The organism is Microcoleus sp. SVA1B4, from assembly GCF_036700545.1.
In the GTDB taxonomy this organism is placed as follows: Bacteria; Cyanobacteriota; Cyanobacteriia; order Cyanobacteriales; family Microcoleaceae; genus Microcoleus.
Genome location: NZ_JAUBPB010000087.1, coordinates 1 through 24072, shown reverse-complemented (window position 1 = coordinate 24072; position 24072 = coordinate 1). Strand labels below are relative to the sequence as shown.

Annotated in this window: 15 protein-coding genes; 12 read left to right on the top strand and 3 right to left on the bottom strand. The window is 49.5% G+C overall.

Features of this window, described 5'->3' with window-relative positions; all coding sequences use genetic code 11:
- The first annotated feature begins 108 nt into the window (after positions 1-108).
- Positions 109-1254, top strand: a complete 1146-nt coding sequence (gene tilS / locus QT987_RS26795; RefSeq protein ID WP_333246246.1) for a tRNA lysidine(34) synthetase TilS — start codon at positions 109-111, stop codon at positions 1252-1254.
- Here tilS and hmpF read toward each other — a convergent pair.
- On the bottom strand, positions 1251-2996 hold the full coding sequence (gene hmpF / locus QT987_RS26790; protein ID WP_333246244.1) for a pilus motility taxis protein HmpF: 1746 nt from the start codon (positions 2994-2996) through the stop codon (positions 1251-1253). The two genes, tilS and hmpF, sit on opposite strands and share 4 nt — an antisense overlap.
- Before the next feature lie 723 nt (positions 2997-3719).
- Between hmpF and QT987_RS26785 the strand changes: the two genes are divergently transcribed.
- The 9 genes from QT987_RS26785 to QT987_RS26750 all read left to right on the top strand — a co-directional run bounded on the left by QT987_RS26785 (position 3720) and on the right by QT987_RS26750 (position 18918).
- Positions 3720-4010: a helix-turn-helix domain-containing protein gene (locus tag QT987_RS26785; RefSeq protein ID WP_333056451.1), complete on the top strand. Its 291-nt coding sequence runs from the start codon at positions 3720-3722 to the stop codon at positions 4008-4010.
- Positions 4011-4148: 138 nt separating this feature from the next.
- Complete coding sequence (locus QT987_RS26780) at positions 4149-4796, top strand: transposase (protein WP_333246242.1); 648 nt, start codon at positions 4149-4151, stop codon at positions 4794-4796.
- Positions 4797-4805: 9 nt separating this feature from the next.
- The gene (locus QT987_RS30055) at positions 4806-4973 is read left to right on the top strand and encodes a zinc ribbon domain-containing protein (RefSeq protein ID WP_333320494.1); all 168 of its coding nucleotides are present in this window, start codon (positions 4806-4808) and stop codon (positions 4971-4973) included.
- Positions 4974-5331: 358 nt separating this feature from the next.
- The gene (locus QT987_RS26775; RefSeq protein WP_333056449.1) at positions 5332-6570 is read left to right on the top strand and encodes a response regulator; all 1239 of its coding nucleotides are present in this window, start codon (positions 5332-5334) and stop codon (positions 6568-6570) included.
- A gap of 699 nt (positions 6571-7269) precedes the next feature.
- Positions 7270-7803 carry a chemotaxis protein CheW gene (locus QT987_RS26770; RefSeq protein ID WP_039887356.1) on the top strand — a complete coding sequence of 178 codons (534 nt, stop codon included), beginning with the start codon at positions 7270-7272 and terminating at the stop codon, positions 7801-7803.
- 147 nt (positions 7804-7950) lie between these two features.
- Positions 7951-11046, top strand: a complete 3096-nt coding sequence (locus tag QT987_RS26765; protein ID WP_333246240.1) for a methyl-accepting chemotaxis protein — start codon at positions 7951-7953, stop codon at positions 11044-11046.
- Positions 11047-11103: 57 nt separating this feature from the next.
- Positions 11104-12006, top strand: coding sequence for an HNH endonuclease (locus tag QT987_RS26760; protein WP_333246238.1), 903 nt, complete (start codon positions 11104-11106; stop codon positions 12004-12006).
- Between the two features lie 51 nt (positions 12007-12057).
- Positions 12058-17385 (top strand): response regulator, encoded by a 5328-nt coding sequence (locus tag QT987_RS26755; RefSeq protein WP_333302949.1) that lies wholly within the window; start codon positions 12058-12060, stop codon positions 17383-17385.
- 150 nt (positions 17386-17535) lie between these two features.
- On the top strand, positions 17536-18918 hold the full coding sequence (locus QT987_RS26750; RefSeq protein ID WP_333246234.1) for a Rid family detoxifying hydrolase: 1383 nt from the start codon (positions 17536-17538) through the stop codon (positions 18916-18918).
- A gap of 183 nt (positions 18919-19101) precedes the next feature.
- Here the strand turns inward: QT987_RS26750 and QT987_RS26745 are convergent, their stop codons facing one another.
- Both QT987_RS26745 and QT987_RS26740 read right to left on the bottom strand, forming a co-directional pair.
- Positions 19102-19767: a methyltransferase domain-containing protein gene (locus QT987_RS26745; RefSeq protein WP_333246232.1), complete on the bottom strand. Its 666-nt coding sequence runs from the start codon at positions 19765-19767 to the stop codon at positions 19102-19104.
- A gap of 25 nt (positions 19768-19792) precedes the next feature.
- Positions 19793-21136: an amino acid permease gene (locus QT987_RS26740; protein WP_333246231.1), complete on the bottom strand. Its 1344-nt coding sequence runs from the start codon at positions 21134-21136 to the stop codon at positions 19793-19795.
- 688 nt (positions 21137-21824) lie between these two features.
- Here QT987_RS26740 and QT987_RS26735 point away from each other — a divergent pair.
- Together QT987_RS26735 and QT987_RS26730 are read left to right on the top strand one after the other, a co-directional pair.
- Complete coding sequence (locus QT987_RS26735; protein ID WP_333246229.1) at positions 21825-23048, top strand: PQQ-dependent sugar dehydrogenase; 1224 nt, start codon at positions 21825-21827, stop codon at positions 23046-23048.
- 123 nt (positions 23049-23171) lie between these two features.
- On the top strand, positions 23172-23999 hold the full coding sequence (locus QT987_RS26730) for an alpha-amylase family glycosyl hydrolase (protein ID WP_333246227.1): 828 nt from the start codon (positions 23172-23174) through the stop codon (positions 23997-23999).
- Positions 24000-24072: the final 73 nt, after the last annotated feature.

Sequence of the window (24072 nt, the reverse complement as noted above, 5' to 3'; positions counted from 1 at the left end):
TCCTTTTTGGACGGGCGGGACGCCCATCCCACAATAACAATTAAAATTGTAAGTTATTTAATTCGCGATCCTAACTTCCTGATTTTTGCTTAATAAAAAACTGCTCTCATGGCTGAATCTTCCAATTGGACGCACCTCCACGCTCAAGTTCACAGGACGCTGCTGTACCGACAAATATTGCCATCAAATCAGCGCTTGCTAGTAGCAGTATCCGGCGGACAAGATTCTCTGTGTTTAATTAAATTACTGCTAGATTTGCAGCCAAAATGGGGCTGGAATCTAGCGATTGTTCACTGCGATCACCGTTGGCGTTCTGACTCGCAAGCCTCGGCCAATCATGTAGAACAATTAGCTAAAAACTGGGGAATATCCTACTATTTGGAAACAGCCTCGGACATCCCCAAAACAGAAGCAGCGGCCCGACAGTGGCGATATCAAGCTTTAACCGAAATTGCGATCGCCCACAACTACCCCTACATTGTTACAGGCCACACAGCCAGCGATCGCGCCGAAACACTCCTCTACAACCTGATTCGCGGCAGTGGTGCCGATGGACTTTCTGCCCTCACTTGGACACGGCCCATCGCCGATTTTGGATTGCCGATTTTAGATTTTAGATTGGGGAATTCCGGCGAAAATCCCAACTCCCAAATATCGGCCGATTTTAGATTGGAAAATCAGGATGAAAATTCCCAATCGAAAATCCCAAATCTAAAATCTAAAATCTATTTAGTTCGTCCCTTGCTTGAAATAACTCGATCGCAAACAGGTCAATTTTGTCAAGAGCAAAAACTACCCATTTGGGAAGATTCCACAAATCAAGACTTGCAATATACGCGCAACCGGATTCGATCGGAATTATTGCCTTATTTGGAAACTCATTTCAACCCAAAAGCCCAACAAGCGCTAGCTCAAACAGCCGAACTTCTCCGCGCCGACGTAGAATATCTCGAAGTTGCAGCCAGCGACTTGCTACAGCGAGCAATGTCTCCAATTGCAGACAATATGCAGGTGAATTTTCAACTTCCCGTCAAGTTAAATCGCCCGATTTTGCGGGAAGCACCCCTGGCCTTGCAGCGACGGGCAATGCGGCAACTACTGCAACAAATATTGCCCTCGGCGCCCAGTTTTGAAAGCGTAGAAAAACTAACCAGCTTAATCGTAGCGCCCAACCGATCGCAAACCGATCCATTTCCTGGAGGAGCGATCGGTCGAGTCGAACACCCTTCGATAATTTTACATATTAAATTTTAAGCTGAGAGCAAACTCGAAAGGACTTGCCGCAACTCAGAAACTACCCGATTTTGCTCGTCTCCCGTCTCCTGCACCCGATCGAGTTCCCCCGCCACCGCTTCGAGCTTTTGGCGTAGCGCATTCAAATTGTCCTGCACCGGCTGCAACATTTCTTGATAAACATTCACCCTGCCCCAGAGTTGCGCCACTGCACCTTTCTGGTTGAACAAATTCTGCTCTAACTGCTTGAGTTCGTAGCGTTTCGCCTCACTTTCCCCATTTTGGCGGTTGACATTTGCCTCAATTTGGGATATTGCTTCCTGCACTTGCTGAATTTCGTTTTCCAGTCTTTGCAATTCTTGGCTTTGCTGCTGTCGCTGAGTATTGAGCTGTGCGACAATTGGCCCCAAATCAATATCTCCTCGCTCTTGTTTGGAAGCATTAGCAGTACCCAGCCGCCGCCACAGCACCGCCTGATGCTGCTTTAAAACATCTTCTCGTTCCTGCAACCGGAGGCGCTGTCCCACCAGAGTTTCGTTTAACATCTGATAACTTTCGAGCTCATCTGCCATTTCATTTTCCAAAGCCATGCGATCGTACTCGGAAGCAGCTTGAATTTTCTCTTGCAGCTCCTCGATTGTCTCCCGCTGCAGAGTCAACTCCTCCTCTTGATCGTTAACAAACCGGAACACCTTTTCCAAATCCTGTTGCAGGTGTTGCACCAGCCCTTGTAACTCATCAACAGGCATCTTCTCCAAAGCTGACACATCTACTTTCTGCTCCGTACCCGCAGCACCCGAAGCAGATGCGAGCCTGGAAACTTGCTGGTAAAGCTCCTCAACAGCCCGCACCTGCAAAGACACCGACTGAGCCTGAGCCTGCTTAGCGCTGAGGGTACTTTGCTGTCCTTTAAGCTCCGCCCGAGCCCCAGCCAAAGTATCTTGAGATTGGTACCACTCTTGCCAGCGGTTTTGGAGGCTCTGCAAAAGTCGATCGACCTCTTCTTGTTGCTGTTGAGCTATGCTCTGTTTTTGCTCCAACTGCTGCCAGTGCTGATCCAGAATTGCCTGCTGAGCGCCCACCGCACCAAGAGACTGATTCATTTGTTCCCGCACCCCTTGGGCCGAAGCAATTGCCCCTCCCAGCTTCTGCATCAACTCCTGAATCCTCTGAGTCTGCTGCTCATCAACTACTGGCCCCTGCCGAACCTCAGACTGCTGCTGGGCCACCCGTTGCTGCTCGCCCCGCAACTGTTCCCAAGCCGTCTCAATTTCCACGCGACTGCGATCGACTTCTTCTCGCAGTCGGTTAGCTTCATCTCGAGTATTCTCAATTTCTGAGCGCTGAGCCTCCAGTCGCTCCAACTCCTCTTCCATTTGAGCCAACTGCTCTTCGCGGGCTTGCATTTCCATTTCCCGGCGATTGAGTTCCTGACTCGAAAACGTCAGAGAAGCCTTCCACTGTTCAATTTCCTCTTCCTTATCCTTAAACTTGTCCTGCAATCGCGAGAAATTTTGCAGAATGCTCACCAACTGGCGGGCCGCCTCCTGAATCCGCTGCACTTGCTTGCTAGCGCTCAACTCAACCAGCACCAGCGTGCCGTCGTTAAACTTATTAGCTTCCTCAACTGGGATCGCGTCATCACCTGGTACGGCGCTCCAGTTATGTTCGCCCCGCTGACAAGCTAGCAGTTTCAGTTCAGCCTTACCGCCACCGAGACCAAAGCCGCTTCTCTGTTTTTGTACTTCCGCTAGATACAGCACACTAATAGTCCTCTGCTTCGTAAAACCTATCCCAACTTACTTTAAGTTACTTAAAGGCCTAAAAGATAAGTGGTGTTTACTTCCTACGCTGTTGGGTAGACGGCTAATTCCAACATAAGTAGGCTATCCCCCTTAAGCCAAAGGTTCTTGACTAAAGATAACACTGCCTGTGATTTTTAGTCAACTTACCTAAAGTAAACAAGTGTAGGCAAGTAAGGATCACTTTTTGCCAATTAAGTCTTACTTCTTGGTATTGTTTGCCCAATCGGGGGATAGCATTTTTTCTAACTTTTCTTCAGCACTAACGCATAGCACGTTCTCACGGGAGAACTTCCAGAAAGTACGGGCGTCACCAGTTGTCTGGAGGAATGAGACAGCAGTACCAATGCCACTTGATTAAAGACTAGCTCTCACTGCGAAGACTGCCATAGGCTAAAGCTGAAAAAGGTCAGTCCGTCAAAAACTTTCTATTGATTGTACCAGGCTTTAGTTGCGGCTCGATCGTCAGAAAAGCCATCGCTACCCCCAAGCGGACGCCATCCTTCGGCGGACTAGGGATTTGAACCGTGCTGCCTTAGAATAGGGTAATGACGCGAGCCGATGACGCTCGCGGGGGGCGAGCAAAAAGGTCGATCGGCACTGAGGGTGAGAAACTGTAACCAAAATCCTACTCACATCTACTCATTCCTTCTGAAATGAGTAGGGATTGAAGCAGTATATAGCGTGATTCAAAGCGATAGAGAGGTAAAAATGCTGTTAGGCTTCAAAACCGAATTGAAACTGAATAATCAACTTACTCGCACATTGTTAGCCCAGCATTGTGGAGTAGCGCGTCATGCGTTGAATTGGGGATTGTGGTTGACCCCAAATATACTTCACCACAATAAAACCAACGAGAGTGAAAAGCTCAAACTTCCCACAGCTACTGACTTGCACAAACTCTTAGTAGCTATAGTGAAATCAAAAAATCCTTGGTACTATAGCAATCCTCGCATCATTTGTAAAAATATGTAGGGGTAGTGCTACCCCTACTCCCCCTGCCTACCCCAGCCTGCATCGGGGCAACCACGGGGGGTTTGCCCCTACAAGAATTACACGAATCATTTAGGATTGCTATATGAATGCAGCAAGTCTACACCGCAGCAAGCATGAATGGCATTGCGCGAAGCAGGGAAACGGTGTTTTAACAAGACTCGGGGAGTGCCGATATTTAAGAATCAAGGGCGGCGTGACTCTTTCACGTTAAAAAGCGCAGTTAAAATCTTGGGTGACAATAAAATTCAATTTCCTGTTATTGGCATTTTGAAAACTTATGAAAGATTGCCACAAGTATTAACCAAGTCTTGCACGATATCCCGTCAACCCGACAGGTGGTTTATCAGTTGGCGGTTTGACGCCCAACAGCAGGAATCAGGCAATACAAGCATTTTCAGAGTTGACCTCGGCATTAAAGCATTAGCTACTCTCTCAACAGGTGAAGTAATTGCTGGGGCAAAATCCTACCCAAAATATGCAGCCAAAAGGTCAAGAAGGCAAGGGCTAAACCGCCCTAAAATGATCGGTTCAAGCAACGGTCAAAAAGCGCAACTCAAGATAGCGAGACTGCATAAAAAAATAGCTAACACACGTAAAAATACGTTACATAACTTGACGACATTACTTGCCCAAAATCACGGTTTAATGGTCATAGAGGATTTGAATGTAAGCGGAATGATGGCTAATCATAAGTTGGCTGCGTCTGTTGCCGCTCTGGGATTCTTTGAGTTTCGCCGCCCGTTAACCTACAAATGCGAGTTGTAAGGTTCAAAGTTGGTAATTGCTGACCGTTGGTTCCCGTCCAGTAAAACCTGTTCTAACTGTGGAACAAAAAAAGAAACACTTTCCTTGAGCGAGAGAGTGTTTGAATGCTCCTATTGCGGATTGGTGATTGACCGTGACTTAAACGCGGCAATTAATTTGTCAAAAACCGTCAGTTAGGCGGGGCTCGTGCCTGTGGACTGGTGAGTTTCGACACCGCCAGGATGAAACAGGAAGTAAGCTTTACAATACTACTGAGTAGACTTGTCTAGTCATGAGTAGATGTGAGTAGGTCTTATGTAACGGAATACAAGGTGAAACTCTACACTTAGAGAATGCCGCGAGTTGCGCGGTTTCAGCTTGTGGACTGGTAGCGCGGCCGAGACCCGGCAGCAAGTATCGCCCTTTCGTCAATTCCCAATTGTGAGATCGGCATCAGCGCGTAAATTATTGACGGAAACTAAAGTCAATGTTTTCGCCAGCACACAGTCTTTCCGATCTCAGACGCCAACGGTTTTAAGGAGGACATTTTAGCTGCATGCAGGGAAATTTGAGTGAAATAGACATCCGCAGCATCCTGCAATTGATTGAGTTAGGCCAGCGAACCGGAGAACTGTTCGTAGAGGCCTACACCTCCACCGGCAGCGGCACGGGTACTCAACCTACCTCGCGCTCCCTTGCAGGACAATCCTGGTATGTCTTCTGCTTCAACGGTCAGATTATTTACGCTACCCAGAGTGCGGGCAGTTTGTTTCGCTTGCGCGACTACCTGCGCCGCTACAAAGCAGATACCGCCCTCGACAAAATCCAAGTTCCCTATATGGCATCTACCAATGCCCCAGAATACGGCTACCTATGGGCCCTGCTAGAAAACCACATCCTCACCCCAGCTCAAGGCCGCAACATCATCCAGAGCATGATCCACGAAACCCTATTTGACTTGCTCAGTCTCCACCAGGGTTCCTTCACTTTTGAAATGGGCCCAGCTTTGGCTCCTCAACTGACCAGCTTAGAAATTAGTTCGCTCCTGGCCAAGATTGTCAAACAGGTGCAGCAGTGGAAGCAGTTTCACCCTCACATTCAGTCGCCCAACCAATGCCCGGTGATTTCAGATCCCTCCGAGCTGCGAGTCGCGCTGCCTGTCAACACCTTTAATACTCTCAGACGCTGGGCCGACGGGCACACTTCGATCCGCCAAATGGCGCGCTACCTCAACCGAGACGTGCTCACTGTCGCTAAGGCGATTTACCCCTTTGTGCAGCAGGGATTGGTGCAAGTATTTTACGAACCCTCTGTTGCCCCCACCAACAATAAAAAAGAATGGTCGTCCCCAGAAACCAAAGTTCCCAGAGTTGTCTGTATTGACGACGACAATACTATTCGCAAAACAGTTGAGTCAATTTTAAATGAACACGGTTATGAAGCTACTACGATCGGCAATCCCCTCCAAGCCCTGAGTTTGGTGTTTCCACTCAAACCCGATTTAATTCTGTGTGACATCGCCATGCCGGAACTCGACGGCTACGAAATTTGCGCTATGCTGCGTAGTTCTAGCGCTTTCCGGCAGACGCCGATCGTGATGTTGACGGGCATCGACGGATTTATCGATCGCGTTAAAGCCCGCATGGCCGGAGCTACAGACTTTTACACTAAACCTTTTGGTGAAAGCGAGTTATTGATGCTGGTAGAAAAATATGTGGGCCCAGGCTACCCTCGGGTCAATCTCTCGGAAAGATTATTAGACCGATCGCTAGAAGACCAATTAGAAGAAAAATAAGTTTCGCCCCCATGGCATGATGGGAGCTTTTTTGTACCTGCGGTTAGATCGAGTCTCGGCCACCACAAAGAGAAAGCTGGACGTACTATTGGCGATCGCACCATAAACTAGAATGTATAAATCCGCGCGCTGGCATAAGGGCGTCGGTAAAACTCTGTTCAATTTCTAGACCCAAGTGGGTCTAACACGCTCAAAGTGCAAATATAATATACTTGTTCTCCACTTGCAGCCGCTCCGAAAAACTGATGTACAGAGCTACTTATTGCTAGGTATTTCTGTACAAAGTCAGAGAGTCCAATTCTCAGTCTTAACTGACTCCGTTCATGATTGTCGGGACATCAGCCATGTCAACAACTCCTCGCTAATCCCAGTATCGGTTTAGCATTCATCGCAGAAATTACCCAGAGTTTTACCAATTGAGACGGCGGTGGGATTACAAAGTGAAGCTTTAGGGGTTTCAAATTAATTGTTCGTAGTCGATTTGAGCTAATTTGTAAGCATTGGTCGCGCGAATTTATTGCTGGCAGTCAATTATTGACGGAACAAATTTATTGCCAAGTACCTCCGGCAGTAGCGCCATTCACCCCTTGGCTGTGTCAAGCTTGGCTGTGTCAAGTTTCGACCATCGAAGTTTCGATCGGCTTCTTCTTGGCGGGAAACCTCAACAATTTTGCTAGAAATGCAGGTGTCAGAATTATGATTAGCGGTAGCCCAGACTTTATATTACCAGGACTAGGCGTAGATCCGGCTCCGGAATTCCAAGAACTAGAAACTCCCGAAGGAGAGCTGCACCTGCGGTTCTACGTTCCTTCGGGGAACGAGTTCGCTCTGCCAGCGACAGGGATTAGAGAGGTACTATCCCCGTCCCCAGACCGCATGACACCGATCCCCAACGTTTCCTCTTTGCTTTTAGGTACGCTAAATATGAGAGGACGAGTGATTTGGGTGGCAGACCTCGGCCAATTTCTGGGAGACCAAACACCTCTGAACACAGATAGACCCGAAATCCCGATCGTGGCTGTGGAAGACCAAGACACGATTTTGGGGCTGGCAGTCGATCGAATTGTGGGGATGGACTGGCTCGACGTAGAGCAACTGCACTCTCAGAACAATGCACCAGACGGCATGATTCCATTTCTGAGGGGAGAATGGATGTTAGGTGCACCAGCTCAGAAAGTGCTCCGACTGCTAGATCAAGTGAAAATTCTGCGCTCGGCGCGGTGGGCAGCGTGAAATCGATTTTAGATTTGCGATTTGCGATTTTCGATTGAGGTCTAATCATAAACAGTCACACGACGTGAGGCGCGCATCTAAACATTCAATTCAAGATAAAAATCAAAAATCTCAAATCTAAAATCTAAAATCCAAAGAGGGCGGCAAATGGCAACAAGTACCAACTTTCAGCAGGACTACCAACGGGCAGAAGCGGCCTACATGGATGGCAATTATTCAGAAGCCGCAGCCCTAGTTTATCAATTAGTAGAAGATTTTCCCGAAGACCCCAGCGCTCGCCTGCTGTGCGGACACATTTACTGCTACGGACTGCAACAGTATGAGGTGGCGCGGGAACAGTACACGGTTGTGCTAGGTCTGAGTGATGACCAGAGTTTGGTAGAACACGCTCACAGCGGAATTACCTACACAGACCAATTTTTATCTGGAGAACTAGAAACTGAAAATTTCGAGGCTTTGTCTGCTGAAACTGAATTAGAATTCTATCCAGACTTATCTCTTGATGAAGGGTTAGAAGACCCGGATTTGGGACTTTTTCAAGGAAATTCCCCATCCCTTTCCTATAGAAGTCAATCCCCAGACGACATGGAAAACGAGGACTTGGCCGACTTAGGCATGAGTGGCTTGGGATGGGAACCAGAAGACGACGATGGCCCAGGCTCAGTCCCAGATTTAGCCTCACATTCTAACCCCTTTGGTGGCGACAGCGGCGGAATGGCAGCTTATGCTGAGAACTCCGGCTCGCTAGACGGCATAGACGAGTTTGCCGACTCGGACTTTGGAGACCCTTTTGCCTTAGATGATGGAGGGTTTGATGGTGCTGACTTGTCTAGCAGCAAAGTTTCTGGTTCAAGCGCACCTTACTCAGGAGATTCGTTTTCCGAAGCTCCGACTCAGATGCTCAACGGTCAAAGTTTTGCCTCTTCAGAAAGCGGGAATTCCTTCGACTCGAACCAACTAGACTCCCCCATCGGGCCCTCGGACAATTTTGGCGAACCTTTTGGTGCGCTCGATTTGCCAGACGAATTCGACAATAACTCCGACTACGACTACCAATCCCCGCCCCAGATTGGCCAAAATTACGGTCACAACACACCTGGGGTCGAAGATGAAGACCCCTTTGCCGAGGCGATGCCCTCGTCGGGTTTCGGGTCTTCTAGACCTCAAAACAAACAGTCGAATAACGGGTCGGACTACTCGTCAAACTATTCGCTGGCGGAAGACGAAACGCTGTTGATGGGAGGTGCTGTCCCCAACTCTCAAAGTCAAAGGTCGAGCCGGGGACAATTTAATTCAGTCGATCCAGCCTCCTCCAACAGCAACGGTTACAGCGACTCGGAACCCCCGGCATTTGGCTCTACAGACAACTTCGAGTTAGATGCTTTTGAAGACGACGCTTTTAGCGATTCTTTCTCTTTCGACGAAAACGAACAAGCAACAGCTTTCGGGGCTTCCGACAAGAACAACAGCGCCTGGTCGTCAAAAACTGGGAACGCTCAAGAACACAGCGACTTTTTAGACGAATTTGACGAATTTGACGATTTGGGAAATTTGCCGGACTTTGATATCTCAGAAGATGCCACCAGTTCGATCTTGACTAGAGGTAACACCAATTTCGGCAACTCGACCAGCGGCATGATGGGAACGACAGGCAGCAGCCTGGACTTTGACAACAGTGATGGCTCAGCAATTCGGGATGACGAAATATTTAGCATAAGTGGCCCGGCTGATACGTCTGTGTCGAGTTTTTCTCCCACAGAAACAGAAGCGCTCGATACTTCGGTAACAGTAGAACAGGGGGGACTGGCTTTCTTGGAAAATGCCCCTTTGTTTACAAAACAGTTGTACACGGCAATCGGGGCGGGACTTGTTTCTCTGGTAGCTGTGGCTTTCGTCACCAACATTGCCTCCTATCAAGCTCTGCGGCAAGACAAACCGGAGGCGATTGTTTACCTGCGCCAAACAGGCTGGGTAATGACTGCAGCCGCAGGCTTTACCAGCTTTTTAACTTCTTGGGGCATCGGCCAGTTGATCGCCAAGCAGGTACGCAAGTCGTCGGACAATTTGCAAGCTCAGTTCGATGCGGTATCTCAAGGAACTTTGGACGCTCGCGCTACGGTTTACTCGGAAGATGAATTTGGCAAAATGGCTGCTAAATTCAACCACATGGCGAAGGTCATCCAAACCACGATTAGCGATACTAGGCGCAAGTCTGACGAGCAGGAACAGGCAAAAGAAGACTTGCAGCGCCAAGTGATTCGCTTGCTAGACGACGTGGAAGGAGCGGCCCGGGGTGACTTGACGGTGACTGCGGAAGTGACCGCAGACGTTTTGGGCGCGGTTGCTGACTCGTTTAACTTGACAATTCAAAATCTGCGCGAAATCGTCCATCAGGTGAAGCAGGCGGCTCGGGAGGTCAGCAAAGGCGCTACGGATAGTGCTAAGTTTGCGGGCGATTTGTCTTCCGACGCGCTGCGGCAAGCTGAGGAACTGGCGGCAACGCTGAATTCCGTGCAAGTCCTCACCGACGCGATTCAGCGGGTCGCAGAGAGCGCTAGAGAGGCGGAAGAAGTGGCCCGGGGCGCGGCGGCAACGGCTCTGAAAGGGGGCGAGGCTGTGGAGCGGACGGTGGCCGGGATTTTGGAAATTCGCGAAACAGTAGCAGAAACCACGAGAAAAGTCAAGAGGTTGGCGGAAGCTTCTCAAGAAATTTCTAAGATTGTGGCTTTAATTGCGACGATCGCCTCCCGGACGAATTTGTTGGCCCTCAACGCCAGTATTGAGGCGGCGAGAGCTGGGGAAGCGGGCAGGGGTTTTGCGATCGTGGCAGATGAGGTGCGACAATTGGCAGACCGATCGGCTAAGTCTTTGAAAGAAATCGAACAGATCGTGATGCAAATTCAAAGCGAAACCGGCGCGGTAATGACGGCGATGGAAGAAGGGACGCAGCAGGTTATTGAGGGGACAAGATTGGCAGAACAGGCGAAGCGATCGCTTGAAGATATCATTCAAGTTACTAATCGAATTGACGTGCTAGTGCGATCGATTACTGCCGACACTGTAGAGCAAAACGAAACAGCTCGCGCGGTCGCCAGTGTGATGCAAGCTGTCGAGCTGACCGCTCAGGAAACGTCCCAAGAAGCGCAGCGAGTTTCGGGTGCTTTGCAAAATTTGGTGGGCGTTGCTCGCGACCTTTTGACATCGGTGGAAAGATTCCGAGTAGAAACAGCAGAAAGACAATAATCAATTGTCTCATGCTTTTTTTGCGGGCTGATTTACAAGCACGTTAGTGTGGCAATAATGGCATACAAAAAGCAACCTCGCAGTCTTGAAACCCCTGCGGGGATGCCAATTCAACACCTAAAGGAAGTAGGAGTTGCACAGATGGACGATAACATAGTAGAGGTAATACCGGGCATCTTTGGTGAAGTTCAGCCGACGGGCTGTATTATCTCTACCCTAACCAAATCTAGCAGTGGCTATGCAAACAAAAGACTTCGCATTAACGGTGAATGGAAAACGTTTACTGTCCACCGTTTAGTATTAGAAAATATCTTAGGTCGTCCGATTAGACCGGAATACTTTGCTTGCCACACTTGTGATGTCCGCAACTGCATTAATCCAAACCATTTATGGGAAGGTTCTCGACTGGAAAATTCTCAAGACAGGTTTAAGAAAGGACGGATTAAAGATGTAGGAAGTACATCGGCTCCTCAACCTCAAAAAAAAGTGCGAGGGATAGAAGTAATTCCAGGCATTCGCGCTGAAATACAGCCGAACGGCTGCATGATTTGTACGTTGGCTAAAAGAAGTGATGGTTACTCGGTGAAAACTATTAAGATTAACGGGAAAAATCAAAGTTTCTATCCCCACAGACTTGTACTGGAACACAAACTGGGAAGGCCTGTTAAACCCGGTTATTTTGCGTGTCACAGTTGCGACGATCGCGGTTGTGTCAATCCCGACCATTTGTGGGAAGGAACCCCCGCCGATAACTCCCGCGATGCTATAGAAAAAAACCGCTTTCCTTTCGTTCCCGGCAAGATATGTCCTAACCGCAAACTCAAACCCGAACAGGTGCGCGAGATTCGCTATCTTTTAAGTGAGGGGAGGTCGAAAGCAGAAATAGCCAGGACATTTGCCATATCTCGCAGTCAGATTATTCTCTTGGCAAGGGGCGAGATATACAGAGACCTTCTCTAGAACTACTAACATAGACCCAATACAATAACGCTTAAAATCAGGAATAAAACTATGCTGCCGGAGCAACAACAGAGGATAATGGGCTACTTTATTGAGGAGGCAAAAGACCACCTCAATACGATCGAACAAGGGTTGCTGAATCTGCAAACCACGATCGAAGACCCCGAACTGGTCAACGAAGTATTTAGGGCCGCTCACTCTGTCAAAGGAGGAGCAGCAATGCTGGGGCTGACGAGCATTCAGCAAACAGCTCACCGACTAGAAGATAGTTTTAAAGTATTAAAAGAGTGCAGCGTTAAAGTAGACCAACAGCTAGAGTCCCTTTTTCTGCGAATTTTTGACACATTGCAAGGGCTGTTAGAGCAACTGTCGGGGCCTTTTGGACTGACAGAAGAATTGGGAGAACAGATGGTTCGAGAATTAGAACCAGTATTTGAAGAACTTAATGGGCACTTGGGGGGACTCGTTGGACACGGAGAACACCATGCAGACGAGAGCTACGCGATGCCAGTACCCGAACCAGTTATGGCGGGGGTGGGAGTCGGGGCGTTTGCCTCATCAAGGAGTTTTCCAGATTCGCGGTCAGTTTACGCACCTGATGCCAGAGCCACAGAAGACAGCGCGCTGCAGCTAGTATTTGACTCGGACGTGCCGGCGAGGATGCGGGAACTCCTGCAAGAGTTTAAACAGCCGGAGGGGCCAGAAAGCAGGCGGCAACTTAAGAACATTTGTCGGAACTTGCTCAGGGCGGGGGAAGAATTTGAACTGCCCTGCTGGATAGAATTGATCCAAGCTGTATCCAAGGCGATCGGCAATCCAGAAAATACCTACCGCACCTTAGCCCCAACGGTGATCAAAGACATCAAACAAGCCCAAGAACTGGTAATTTCTGGTCTAGAATCGTCGATCGCCCCAAGCGCAAAACTTCTGTCGCTGCAGCCGGCTGTTCTGGTTCCAGAAACAGATTTTGAAGATTTGCTGGCCTTCGCTCAACCGAGTAAATCCGGGAAAAATGTGGTTTCTGTTGAGGATGAGGCCTGGGATCTGGTGGGATCGGGCGATGCCCCGGATGGATTGAACAAGTTGCTGCCGACTATTTCTGGGCTGAGTATAGACGAGTTGTTCGACCAATTAGACAGCGGCGACAGCAACGATGACAATGGCATTCGATCGTCCCAGTTCGACGCGGATTCCGCCTTCGCAGAATCGGATATAGAGACGGGTGCTTTTAGAGGCTCGACCCGCAGCGGCCCGGAAGTGGGCGCGGCAGAACTCAACACTTTAGCTGACTTGTTTGACGGCGAGTCCCCGGATCTCGACGGCGCTTGGGAAGAAGAAGAAGACCTCGACTATGCACACTCTTCTGGGATATCGGCGGCCCGAATGCTGGGGTTAGACGATGATGACAATTCCGGCGATTTTACTGATTTGTTGTTTGACGAATACGATGCGGAAAGTTCCGAAACGAATAGGACGCCTCCGATTGATGACCTGACGAGTTTGTTTGGGGAGGATTTGCTGTTTGGAGAAGAGGCAGAGGGCTCGACAGTAGCTGCCGATCGGAAAAATGCGGGTTCGAGCCAGCGGTTAACCCGCAACCAGGTTAAAACGGGTAACGGTAGGGGCGGTTTGGAGCGGCGATCCGACACGGTGGCCCCAGCGAGGGGACAAGCGGACGAAGATGCTCTCGGTACGCTGTTGGACGAAGTGGCGGCCCAAACTTCTGCTGGTGGTACGGAGGACAATGCTGATTTCGAGAACTTGTTCGGCGATTTAGGCTTATCTGAGGAAACAGGTGGGCCGGCAATCTCTTCGGAGTATTCCCTGAAGTCTGAGGCTTTAGACGGAGAATCGAAGAAGCCTGCAGCAAGGGGGGGCAATGATTCAGCGGAGGCCGAAGCGGTTGTTCTGCCTGAAATGGATGATTTCGAGTTGTTCTCTGAGCTTGGCGAGGATTCGGATTTGAGCGAGTTGTTGGGGATTACTTCTAATTTCCTTTCTTCAGAAGACGAAGGTGGGGAGAACGGGGGCGATCGAGCTCAAGCTGCAGGCACCGCACAAAATGAGGAAATGGGCAACGTTCTTAACATGACATCAAATTCTGATTTAGATATCTCTGCAGATGAAAACTGGCTAGAAGATGCTTTCGGCCTGGAAGACGAGTCTGTGCAATCGCTCAACCTGGAAGGGGACGATACGGATTTGGATGCGCTGTTTGGGGATATGACCTCGGACGCGATTTCTGAGGATGAACAGACTGTGCGGGATCGGCAAGGAGTGGCTACTTCCCGAGAAGCTGCCGATTTGGCTGAGCTTTTCGGTTCTGTACCTACGGGTACGGAGTATGAGGGAGAAGCTTCGGGGCAAGCCCGTGGGGGTTGGCCCAAGGATGGGGATTCAGAATTGCTGAGTGCGGATTTGGGAGTTGATGAGGGCGACTTGGGGAGTTTGTTCGACAATAATAACAATGGTGCGGCGGTTTCCGACCAAGGCTTGGCAAATTCGGCAGAGGTTGAACTTGGGGCTTTGTCCGACGATCGTCCTGAGTCGGAAATTTCAAATCTCGAATCTGATGAGGGCGCAGCTTTCGATTTCTTGGAGGATATGTTTGGGGAAGGGCTGGTGCAGCAGCCCGATGCTGTAGTGGCGCCAGATGAGGGCGCGGCTCATGATGAGGAAGAATTGTCGGCCGAACTGCCCGATGGTTTGGCAGGCGGGGTGAGTGCTGATTTGTTCGATCGAGCCGAAACAGATGTCGCCGGGGAGTATGAGGGCGAAGATGATTTGTTTGATGCCCTGGAAACTGATTTTTCGAGTGTGGATTTAGAGCCGCTGCCTGCTGAATCTCTCGATGGTATGTTTGATGGCGATGCTGACTTGCTCTCGGCGATGGAAACCGGCGCTACTCTCAACAACGCAGAGTTGGAGGGTTTTGATGATTTGTTGGATTCGATCGATGCTGAGGTTTTGGTGACTTCGGAACTGACGACGGGCTTTTGGGACGCTGAGGACGAGTCAGCCCAGGCCGATGCCTCGGAGTTAGATGAGGGGTCGCTGGCAGACTTTTTTGGCGATGGCGAATCAGGCGATGAGGATGATTCTGAAGGCAATTTTGACGATTTAGAAGCACTGTTAATTGCAGGCGGTGCGGGAGCTGTCATAGCAGCTTCTGCGAGTACAAATCAGAGTCCGGTAAATACAGAAGTTTTCTCGGATCTTGAAGAACTCCTCAGCGAGAGCGCAACTATGCCGGAAATTCACGGGCTACCGGCGACAACTGCTAGTAAAGCTCCGCGCACTGCTGCCGATGAGAGCGACGACGAATTTGGGGATTTAGAAAAACTGCTCGAAGATCCCAAGGACAGCGGCCGCCAAGGGGAAGGCAATATGGGGCCGTCGGCGATCAACAGACCCAGGCGGAATGCCCGCGCGGGCGGGTTCGGCGACCAGACGATGCGGGTGCCGGTCAAACAACTAGATAACCTCAGCAATTTGATGGGGGAACTGGTGGTAAACCGCAACAGTTTGGAGCAAGACCAAGAACGGATGCGGCAGTTTTTGGACAATTTGCTGCACCAGGTGGCGCTGCTGAGCGATGTGAGCCAGCGGACTCAGGATTTCTACGAGCGGAGTCTTTTGGAGATTGCTTTGCTGGCAAACCGGCAGGGACACCGATCGGCCTGGCGCTCTGAGGATTCGGCGCACACCCGCGAAAGTGCCTGGAGACCAGAGGAAATGGACAGGTTTACTCCTTTCCACAGTTTGGCTCAGGAGATTATTGAGCTGATCGTGCGGGTGCGGGAGTCGGCGGCGGACATTGAGTTTTTGGTGGATGAGGCGGATCAGGTGACTCGCCAACTGCGGCAAGTTACGACTCAACTGCAAGAAGGTTTGACTCGCGCCCGGATGAAGCCGTTTGCGGAGACGACGGACAGGCTGTTCCGGGCGGTGCGGGAAATCGCGATTAAGTGCGGGAAGCAGGCTCAGTTGCAGGTTGAGGGTAAGGAGATTTTGATCGACAAGATGATTGTGGATCAGCTATATGACCCGATGACTCATTTGGTGAACAATGCGATTACTCACGGGATCGAAGCGCCGGAAGTGCGTCTGGCGGCTGGGAAGCCTGCAGTCGGCAGGATTACGATTCGCGCTTTCCACCAAGGGAACCAAACGGTAGTTTCGGTTTCTGACGACGGGGCGGGAATTGACCCGCAAAGGGTGAAGGCGAAGGCGATTAAGCAGGGTATGCTGACGGCGGCTCAGGCTCAGAGGATGTCTCGCTCGGAAGTTTACGATTTGCTGTTTATGCCGGGTTTCAGCACTCAGGAACAGGCGACGGAGTACGCCGGCCGGGGGGTCGGTATGAATGTGGTGCAGACTTCCTTGCAGGAAATTCGGGGCACTGTGTCGATCGATTCAACCATCGGCAAGGGGACTGTGTTTACCATCCGTTTACCTCTGGTATTGAGCATTTCTAAGGCTCTGACTTGCATTAGCGATCGAGCTCGCATTGCTTTCCCGATGGATGGGGTCGAAGATATGATCGATGTGCCTCGCGATCAGGTGACGACGGGGGCGGACGGTTTGCCTTGCATTGAGTGGCGGGGTCAAAGCTTGCCGTTCCGGCCGCTGCGGGATTTGCTGGCTTACAGCCGCCATTTGGGTCGGGGCAGTGTTTACGGGTTTAATACTGACGATGACATGATTTCTGTGATCGTGCTGCGCTCTGCTGGCAATTTCTTGGCGGTGCAGGTGGATCAGGTTTCGACGGAACAGGAAATTGTGATCAAGCCGTTGGAGGGGCCGGTGCCGAAGCCGATCGGGATTGCTGGGGCCACGGTGCTCGGAGACGGTCGGATCGTGGCGATTGCGGACGTTCTGGAGCTGATCGATTTGGCTACGGGAAGGCTGCGGAAGGACACTGGCGGTACGCTTTGGGATGAGGGCGAGAAGGCTACTAAGGAGGCGGAAATCGAGAAGACTGAGCCGACTGTGCTGATTGTGGATGACTCGATTACGGTGCGATCGCTATTGTCGATTACTTTTGAGAAGTCTGGCTATCGTGTAGAAGAAGCTCGCGACGGTAAGGAAGCTTGGGAAAAGATGAAATCTGGTCTGCCTTGCGATATCGTTTTCTGCGATATTGAAATGCCGAGAATGGACGGTTTGGAACTACTTTCTCGGATGCAGAAGGATGCTGTTTTGTGTGAATTGCCGATCGCGATGCTAACTTCTCGTGGTGCGGACAGACACCGCCAAATGGCTTACAGTTTGGGCGCGAAAGGTTATTTCACTAAGCCTTATTTGGAGGAGCAATTGCTTGATGCTGCTTCTCGGATGTTGAAAGGTGAGGTTGTTGGTGCTCCGGTTGGTGTGTAATAGGTAAATCTGCGTTTATCTGCGGTTAAAAAAGGAGAATTTGTTAACCGCAGATGAAAATGGATTGACGCGGATTCACGCAGATAATCTCTAATTCATCTGCGTTAATCTGTGTTTATCTGCCTATATCTGCGGTTAAAAAAAGGGAATTTGTTAACCGCAGATGAAAATGGATTGACGCGGATTAACGCAGATTTAGATCGCGCGTTGGGTTTTGGTGGTAGGCTGGAAAAGTGGGGTGTAGCGGAAGGGCGATCGAGGTTATTAATGAACGCTGAAGAACTTTTAAAAAGATACGCAGCAGGACAACGCGAATTTCAGGGAGCCGACTTAAGTGGGCTCGACCTCAAAGGTGCAAACCTGAGTGCAACAAACCTACAGAATGCAAATTTGTCGGGAGCTGAGTTGAGTGAGGCAACTTTGAACAATGCAAACCTCGATGGAGCAAACTTCAGTAGAGCATCCCTGCTAGGAACAAATTTAGTCGGGGTAAAAGGTAATGCCAACTTCAGTTTGGCAGACCTCAGCGGTGCTGACTTGAGTAGGGCAAATTTGTATGGTTCCAACTTGAGTAATACTAAGTTGAACCATGCAAACTTGAGTGATGCCGAATTCTTCGGGGCACAGTTAACGAAAACTTCCTTCAAGGAAGCAAATTTAAGTAGAGTAAATCTGGCAAGCTCAAAATTAACGGGAGCGAACTTGACTGGAGCAGAATTGAGTCAAGTGAACTTAAAGGGTGTTAGTCTCCAAGATGTCAATTTTCAGAGAGCCAAACTCCGAGGTGTCAATCTATCGGGATTTAACTTATCAGGAATGAATCTGGTTGAGGCGGATCTTTGTGCAGCAGACCTCACAGGTGCTAATTTGAAAAAAGCCTGTATGAAAAGGACAAATCTAAAAAAAGCTAGCCTTAAACAAGCAAGTATAATGCTAGCAAATTTGGAGGGAGCCAACTTTCAGAAAGCAGACTTAACTGATGCTAAGACTTATGGTTGGAATATTAAAAATGCAGACTTCACTGGTGCTATAATGCCCGATGGAGAAATCTACGAGCCTGACACTTCCGAACCAGAAATCTCAGAGCCAGAAATAGACTACAAACCGGAAACCTCTCAACAAGAATCCCAAAAAGTGATATCTATGACGCGCAAAATTATTCGTACTGACAAAGCACCGGCACCCGTGGGCCCTTACAATCAAGCGATCGCCGCTACGGGCACTATGCTGTTTGTAGCTGGCCAAATTGCGATCGATATTAGACTAAATGATATTGTCTACACCGACGATGTGGCAAAACAAACCGAACAAGTCATGGCAAATCTCGAAGCCATTCTCACAGAAGCCGGCGCTACTTGGTTGGATGTGGTAAAAACTACGGTTTTCCTCAAAGATATGAATGATTTTGCTGCTGTGAATGCGGTTTATGCGAAATATTTTGATGCGGAAACTGCACCGGCGCGCGCTTGTGTGGAGGTTTCGCGTTTGCCGAAAGATGTGTTAGTAGAGATTGACTGTATTGCTGTGATTTAACGTGAGTTAGAGTGCTGACCTGGCCGGAAGATCGGATCGACGTGCCAGCTATATAGAGTCTGACTCCTCAAGCTCCAATAGTCTTAGGAATGAGAATTAAATAACTTCCACAAGATTGTGGGACGGGCGGGACGCCCATCCCACAATAACAATTAAAATTGTAAGTTATTTAATTCGCGATCCTTACTTCTTCAAATTAGCAGGAGGAGTTTCAGGTACAACCCAGTAGTAGACTGTTCTGCCGTCCACTTTTACTACTTGCTCAGGTTTCCAGTCGCCCATATCGAATTCATGGGATACAATGCGCGTACCTGGTTTTAGACTGAGTAATTTGGGGCGCAGTTTTACGTTGAGTTCTGGCAGTAGGTAAAGCGTGACAACTGTTGCCTCACTGAAGTCTGTTTGGAATAAATCTTCCTGACGAAACTGGACACGATCGGTAACGCCAGCCTTTTTGGCGTTCTCGTTAGCTTCTCGAATGCGTTCTGGGCTGATGTCAATACCAATGCCCCGCGCGCCCACCTTTTGAGCGGCTGCAATCACAATCCTACCGTCGCCACTACCCAAGTCGTAAACTACGTCATTGGATTGCACGTTTGCCAGCCGCAGCATTTCATTCACAACCGGTACAGGGGTTGGAACGTAAACGACATCGGGTTGACGGGTGGGAGCTTCTGTTGTGGGGCTAGGAGTCGCTTGAGCCACATCGGAAACAGAATTAGTTGGGGATGCGGCAGCCGGAGTTGGAACCACTGTCTCAAAGTTACGTTGTTGGGTACAGCCGATCGCAGCAAAACTGAAAATGCTAACGCCAACAAAGAATGATTGCCTAATGGTTTTGAGTTGCACGATTGTAAATCTCCAAAAAAAGTTGCTATGTAGTGTGACGGGCAAAGGGAATACCCAGTAGAACAACGATGACCCCTACGATCGCGCCGATGCCTGTATAGACCAGGCTGGAATAGAGCAAATAGCCACAAATGGCGCAGAACACTATGGGAACGATCGGGTAAAGCGGTACGCTAAACGGGCGGAGTCGATCGGGTTCTCGAATGCGTAAAACAATTAACGACAGGGTGCTGATCAAAAAGAAAAACCAGAAAATGGGGGCAGTGTAGTCCACCATTGTTTCAAATCCTTTGCGGGTGAAGGTTCCCAGCCCAATCAGCGTCAGGGCGATCGCACCTTGCAATAAATAAGCGGTTGTCGGTGAACTCGGATGCGGGTGCCAGCGTGCCAACCAGCGAAACGCAGACCTATCCTGCCCCAGAGCAAAGCTGCTGCGTGCCCCCGTAAAGATGCTGGCGTTGATCGACCCCAGCGTGGCGGTCACAACCAGTAAACTCACAAACGCGGCTCCTGGTTCACCCAGCACTCGCCGCAGTAAATCTGATGCAACGGCTTGAGAGTCGGCCATGCCTGCGATACCCAATCCCCGCAGATATGCCAGATTAATCAGCAGATAAAGTCCTGTAATGATGCCAATGCTCCAGAGGAACGATCGCAGAATATTGCGCTGCGGGTGGTGAATTTCGGCAGAAATGTAAGCGGCTTCATTCCAACCACCATAGGACAGCAACACAAAGACCAGCGCTAAGCCCCAGGAAGAGGTACGGGAGGCATCGGAGGAAAGGGCCGAGACGGGAGGAGGGGAGGATGCCAGACCCACTACGATGACCAGCAGTAAGCCTAAAACGAGTATCACCGCTAGCCCGTTCTGGAGGCCTTTACTCTGGCGCAGTCCAATGATGTTGAGCATTGTGAGCAGGGCGATCGCGACTGCTGCGTAAATTGCAGGGGAGTAGCCACCTAGTGGAAGTAGCTGAGAGGCATAGTCGCCAAACACAAATGCCAGCAGCGCGATCGATCCAGTCTGAATCACGGTCATGCGTGCCCAGGCAAATAAAACCGCGATCGGTTGCCCCAATGCCCGTTTCAAGTAGTAGTAGTTGCCGCCGACATGGGGATATGTCGTGGCCAATTCGGCGTAGCAAAGTGCCCCCAGCAATGACACCACACCGCCCATCAGCCAGACTCCTATGACACCACCAACCGTTCCGGTATTAGCAGCGACCAGAGCAGGGGTTTCAAAAATGCCTGCGCCGATTACTAGCCCGACAATCAGGGCGATCGCATCAATTAGACTAATAGAGGGTTTTGGAGTCCCTGTTTGGGGTTCGTTACGTTCCACCAGTGCAGTGTTCTCTAATCTATCCACAGTTTTAGCTTCTCAACGAGTAGAATTTTTTACGACACCCAGGCTTAAACCAATTTCCGTTTTGCCCAAAAGTCCGGCGCCGACTCAGAAGAATTAGAATTCCTGCGATACCAGAAATTAAATAAAAAGAGTTGCTGGAAACGTGAACTGTTCATCCTTAAAAATCTATTTAGGAGAGGGTTGACAATCAAGGTCTACTCTTAGCTTCCACAGCAAATGTGACTCAAAGGTGACAATCCCCACATTTTTCCAATTAATGACTCAGAACAGGTTCCCATGCTTCGATGGTTTGCAGGATAATCAAACCAGAACGAACCATTGCTTGCAGTTGAGGTAGCATCTACCAAATCCGCGTCACGAAATCAATACATGAGCGCTTCGATCGCCAATCAGACAACCGCACAGATAATCCAGAAACGGCACTCAGCCTTTTGCAAGATGAGCAACTCTACACGATCTTGCACAATAGCAATCATGTTGTTGAATGGTTAGAAGCACTGGATTGCTAGATCAGGGCTTGGTATTGTCGGCAAATTTTTGGCTCAAAAGTGATTAAACGACGATCGATCGTGTCTACAAGAAAAAGTGATTTGAAAAGGTGGATCAGCGGTGTTAGCTCTTGTCTTTGATTCACAAAAATTGATGGAAATTGAAGCGTAGCTCAAAAGTAATTAGTAGGTAAAAAGGCATGAAACGAACAAACATTCTTAAAAGTGGACTAATGTTCAGCATCATGGGTCTAGTTGGCTGCACTTCTCCCCAGACGCAGGTGCGCGAAACACCGGCTTCTGTCCAAATCAGTAGTGAAGCGCAACAGGCACAAACTAATCAAACTGCCCAGCCAGCCAGTTGCAAATTGGTGGAAGACGGGTTTGGTCCTCCGGGGCAGGTGAGTGTACGGGTGGAGGAAGTGGTGACAGGGCTGGATGTTCCCTGGGGGATTGCCTTCTTACCAAACCGCGATCTGCTTGTTTCTGAACGATCGGGACGGGTGCGGCTAGTGCAAAATGGCAAGCTGCGCCCCCAAGCGATCGCCACCATCAATGTCAGCGATCGCGGTGAAGGTGGATTACTGGGCATTGCCGCTCATCCCGATTTTACCAATAACCGATTCTTTTATGTATATTTCACGGCTAACCAAAATGGCACTCCAGTGAATCGTGTGGAACGCTGGCAGTTGTCCCAGGATGGGGTGAGTGCAACCCGCGATCGCACCATTGTTGACAATATTCCCGTTGCTCAATTCCACAACGGCGGACGGATTCGGTTTGGTCCCGATGGGATGCTTTATATTGGCACCGGAGACGCCAGAGATCCAAACCTTTCTCAGAATGTCAAAAGTCTTGCAGGCAAGATTTTGCGCGTCACCCCTGATGGCCAGGTGCCCGCTGATAATCCCTTCCCAGGAAATCCTGTTTATATCCTGGGGATTCGCAATACTCAAGGGTTTGATTGGGTGAATGTATCGACTCTGTGGGTCAGCGATCATGGCCCCAGTGGCGAGTTAGGGCGATCGGGACACGATAAAGTCAGTGTTGCCCAGGCAGGTGATAATTTGGGCTGGCCCACTATCTACCGCTGTGAATCACAGCAAGGATTAGTCACCCCTGCGATCGTGTGGCAGCAGGCATTACCCCCCGGAGGAGCCACCATCTACACAGGCAATGCGATTCCTGAATGGAAAGGCAACCTCATCGTTGCAGGACTGCGGGCAGAGCAATTGCAGCGAATTGTCATTGATCCTCGATCGGGTCAAGTGCAGCAGCATGAAGTGTATTTGCAGGGGCAGCAGGGACGGCTCAGAGAAGCGATTATGGGCCCCGATGGGGAATTGTATGTGACCACCAGTAATTGTGATGGTCGCGGCAGTTGCCCACCAGAGCAGGACAAGATTCTTCGCATTACTCGCTGAGTCAGTGTTTGAACCTGTCACCTTCTGATCACTTTTGGGCTTCAAATTGAAAACAGGTAGAGAATTACGATCGCTCAAGCGATTTCTTTACCTGTTCTTTTATGAGTTGAATGGGTAATTCTAATGCTGGATCTCTGGTACAAAAATGCCATCATCTATTGCATTGATGTCAAAACTTTCATGGATGCCAATGGTGATGGCATTGGTGACTTTGCAGGCTTGACTCAGCGCGTTGATTATCTGTCTGGGTTGGGCGTTACTTGCATCTGGCTCATGCCTTTCTATCCATCTCCCAATAAAGATAATGGGTACGATGTGATGGATTACTACAGCATCGATCCTCGTTTAGGAACATTGGGAGATTTTGTTACATTCACCCGTAGGGCAGAAGAACGAGGAATTCGGGTTATTGTTGATTTGGTTGTCAACCATACATCAGATCAGCACCCCTGGTTTCAAGCAGCTTGTAGAGATAAAACCTCCAAATACTGGAACTACTACTTGTGGTCAAAAGAGAAACCGCAGGATTTGCTAGAAGGTATTATCTTCCCTGGTTTTCAGAAAGCGACGTGGACATATCAACCAGAAGCAGAAGCCTATTATGCCCATCGGTTCTATGACCATCAGGCTGACTTGAATATTACTAATCCTGAAGTCAGGATAGAGATTCAAAAAATCATGGGGTTTTGGTTGACGTTGGGCGTATCTGGGTTTCGGATTGATGCCGCTCCCTATCTCATTGAACTGAGACAGGCTGATAACCTGTGTGAGCGAGTCGATGATCCTTACATCTACATTGATGAACTGCGGAATTTTCTTTCCTGGCGACGGGGAGATGCGATTTTGCTGGCAGAAGCCAATGAACCTCCCGAAGCACTATCCAGGTATTTTGGGGATGGCAACCGGATGCAAATGCTGTTTAACTTTTGGGGAAATCAACATTTAATCTGAAGTTCCCCCAGTAGGGGGAATGTTCAAATCTCACAAACCCTTGCACTACAAGGAACGATCGCCTTTTTACCCC

What these genes read in the sequence shown, in the direction of transcription:
- QT987_RS26760 (WP_333246238.1), top strand. Translation starts at nt 11,104, where the DNA reads ATGGCATACAAAAAGCAACCTCGCAGTCTTGAAACCCCTGCGGGGATG.
- QT987_RS26775 (WP_333056449.1), top strand. Translation starts at nt 5,332, where the DNA reads ATGCAGGGAAATTTGAGTGAAATAGACATCCGCAGCATCCTGCAATTG.
- QT987_RS26765 (WP_333246240.1), top strand. Translation starts at nt 7,951, where the DNA reads ATGGCAACAAGTACCAACTTTCAGCAGGACTACCAACGGGCAGAAGCG.
- QT987_RS26755 (WP_333302949.1), top strand. Translation starts at nt 12,058, where the DNA reads ATGCTGCCGGAGCAACAACAGAGGATAATGGGCTACTTTATTGAGGAG.
- QT987_RS26730 (WP_333246227.1), top strand. Translation starts at nt 23,172, where the DNA reads ATGCTGGATCTCTGGTACAAAAATGCCATCATCTATTGCATTGATGTC.
- QT987_RS26780 (WP_333246242.1), top strand. Translation starts at nt 4,149, where the DNA reads ATGGCATTGCGCGAAGCAGGGAAACGGTGTTTTAACAAGACTCGGGGA.
- tilS (WP_333246246.1), top strand. Translation starts at nt 109, where the DNA reads ATGGCTGAATCTTCCAATTGGACGCACCTCCACGCTCAAGTTCACAGG.
- QT987_RS26735 (WP_333246229.1), top strand. Translation starts at nt 21,825, where the DNA reads ATGAAACGAACAAACATTCTTAAAAGTGGACTAATGTTCAGCATCATG.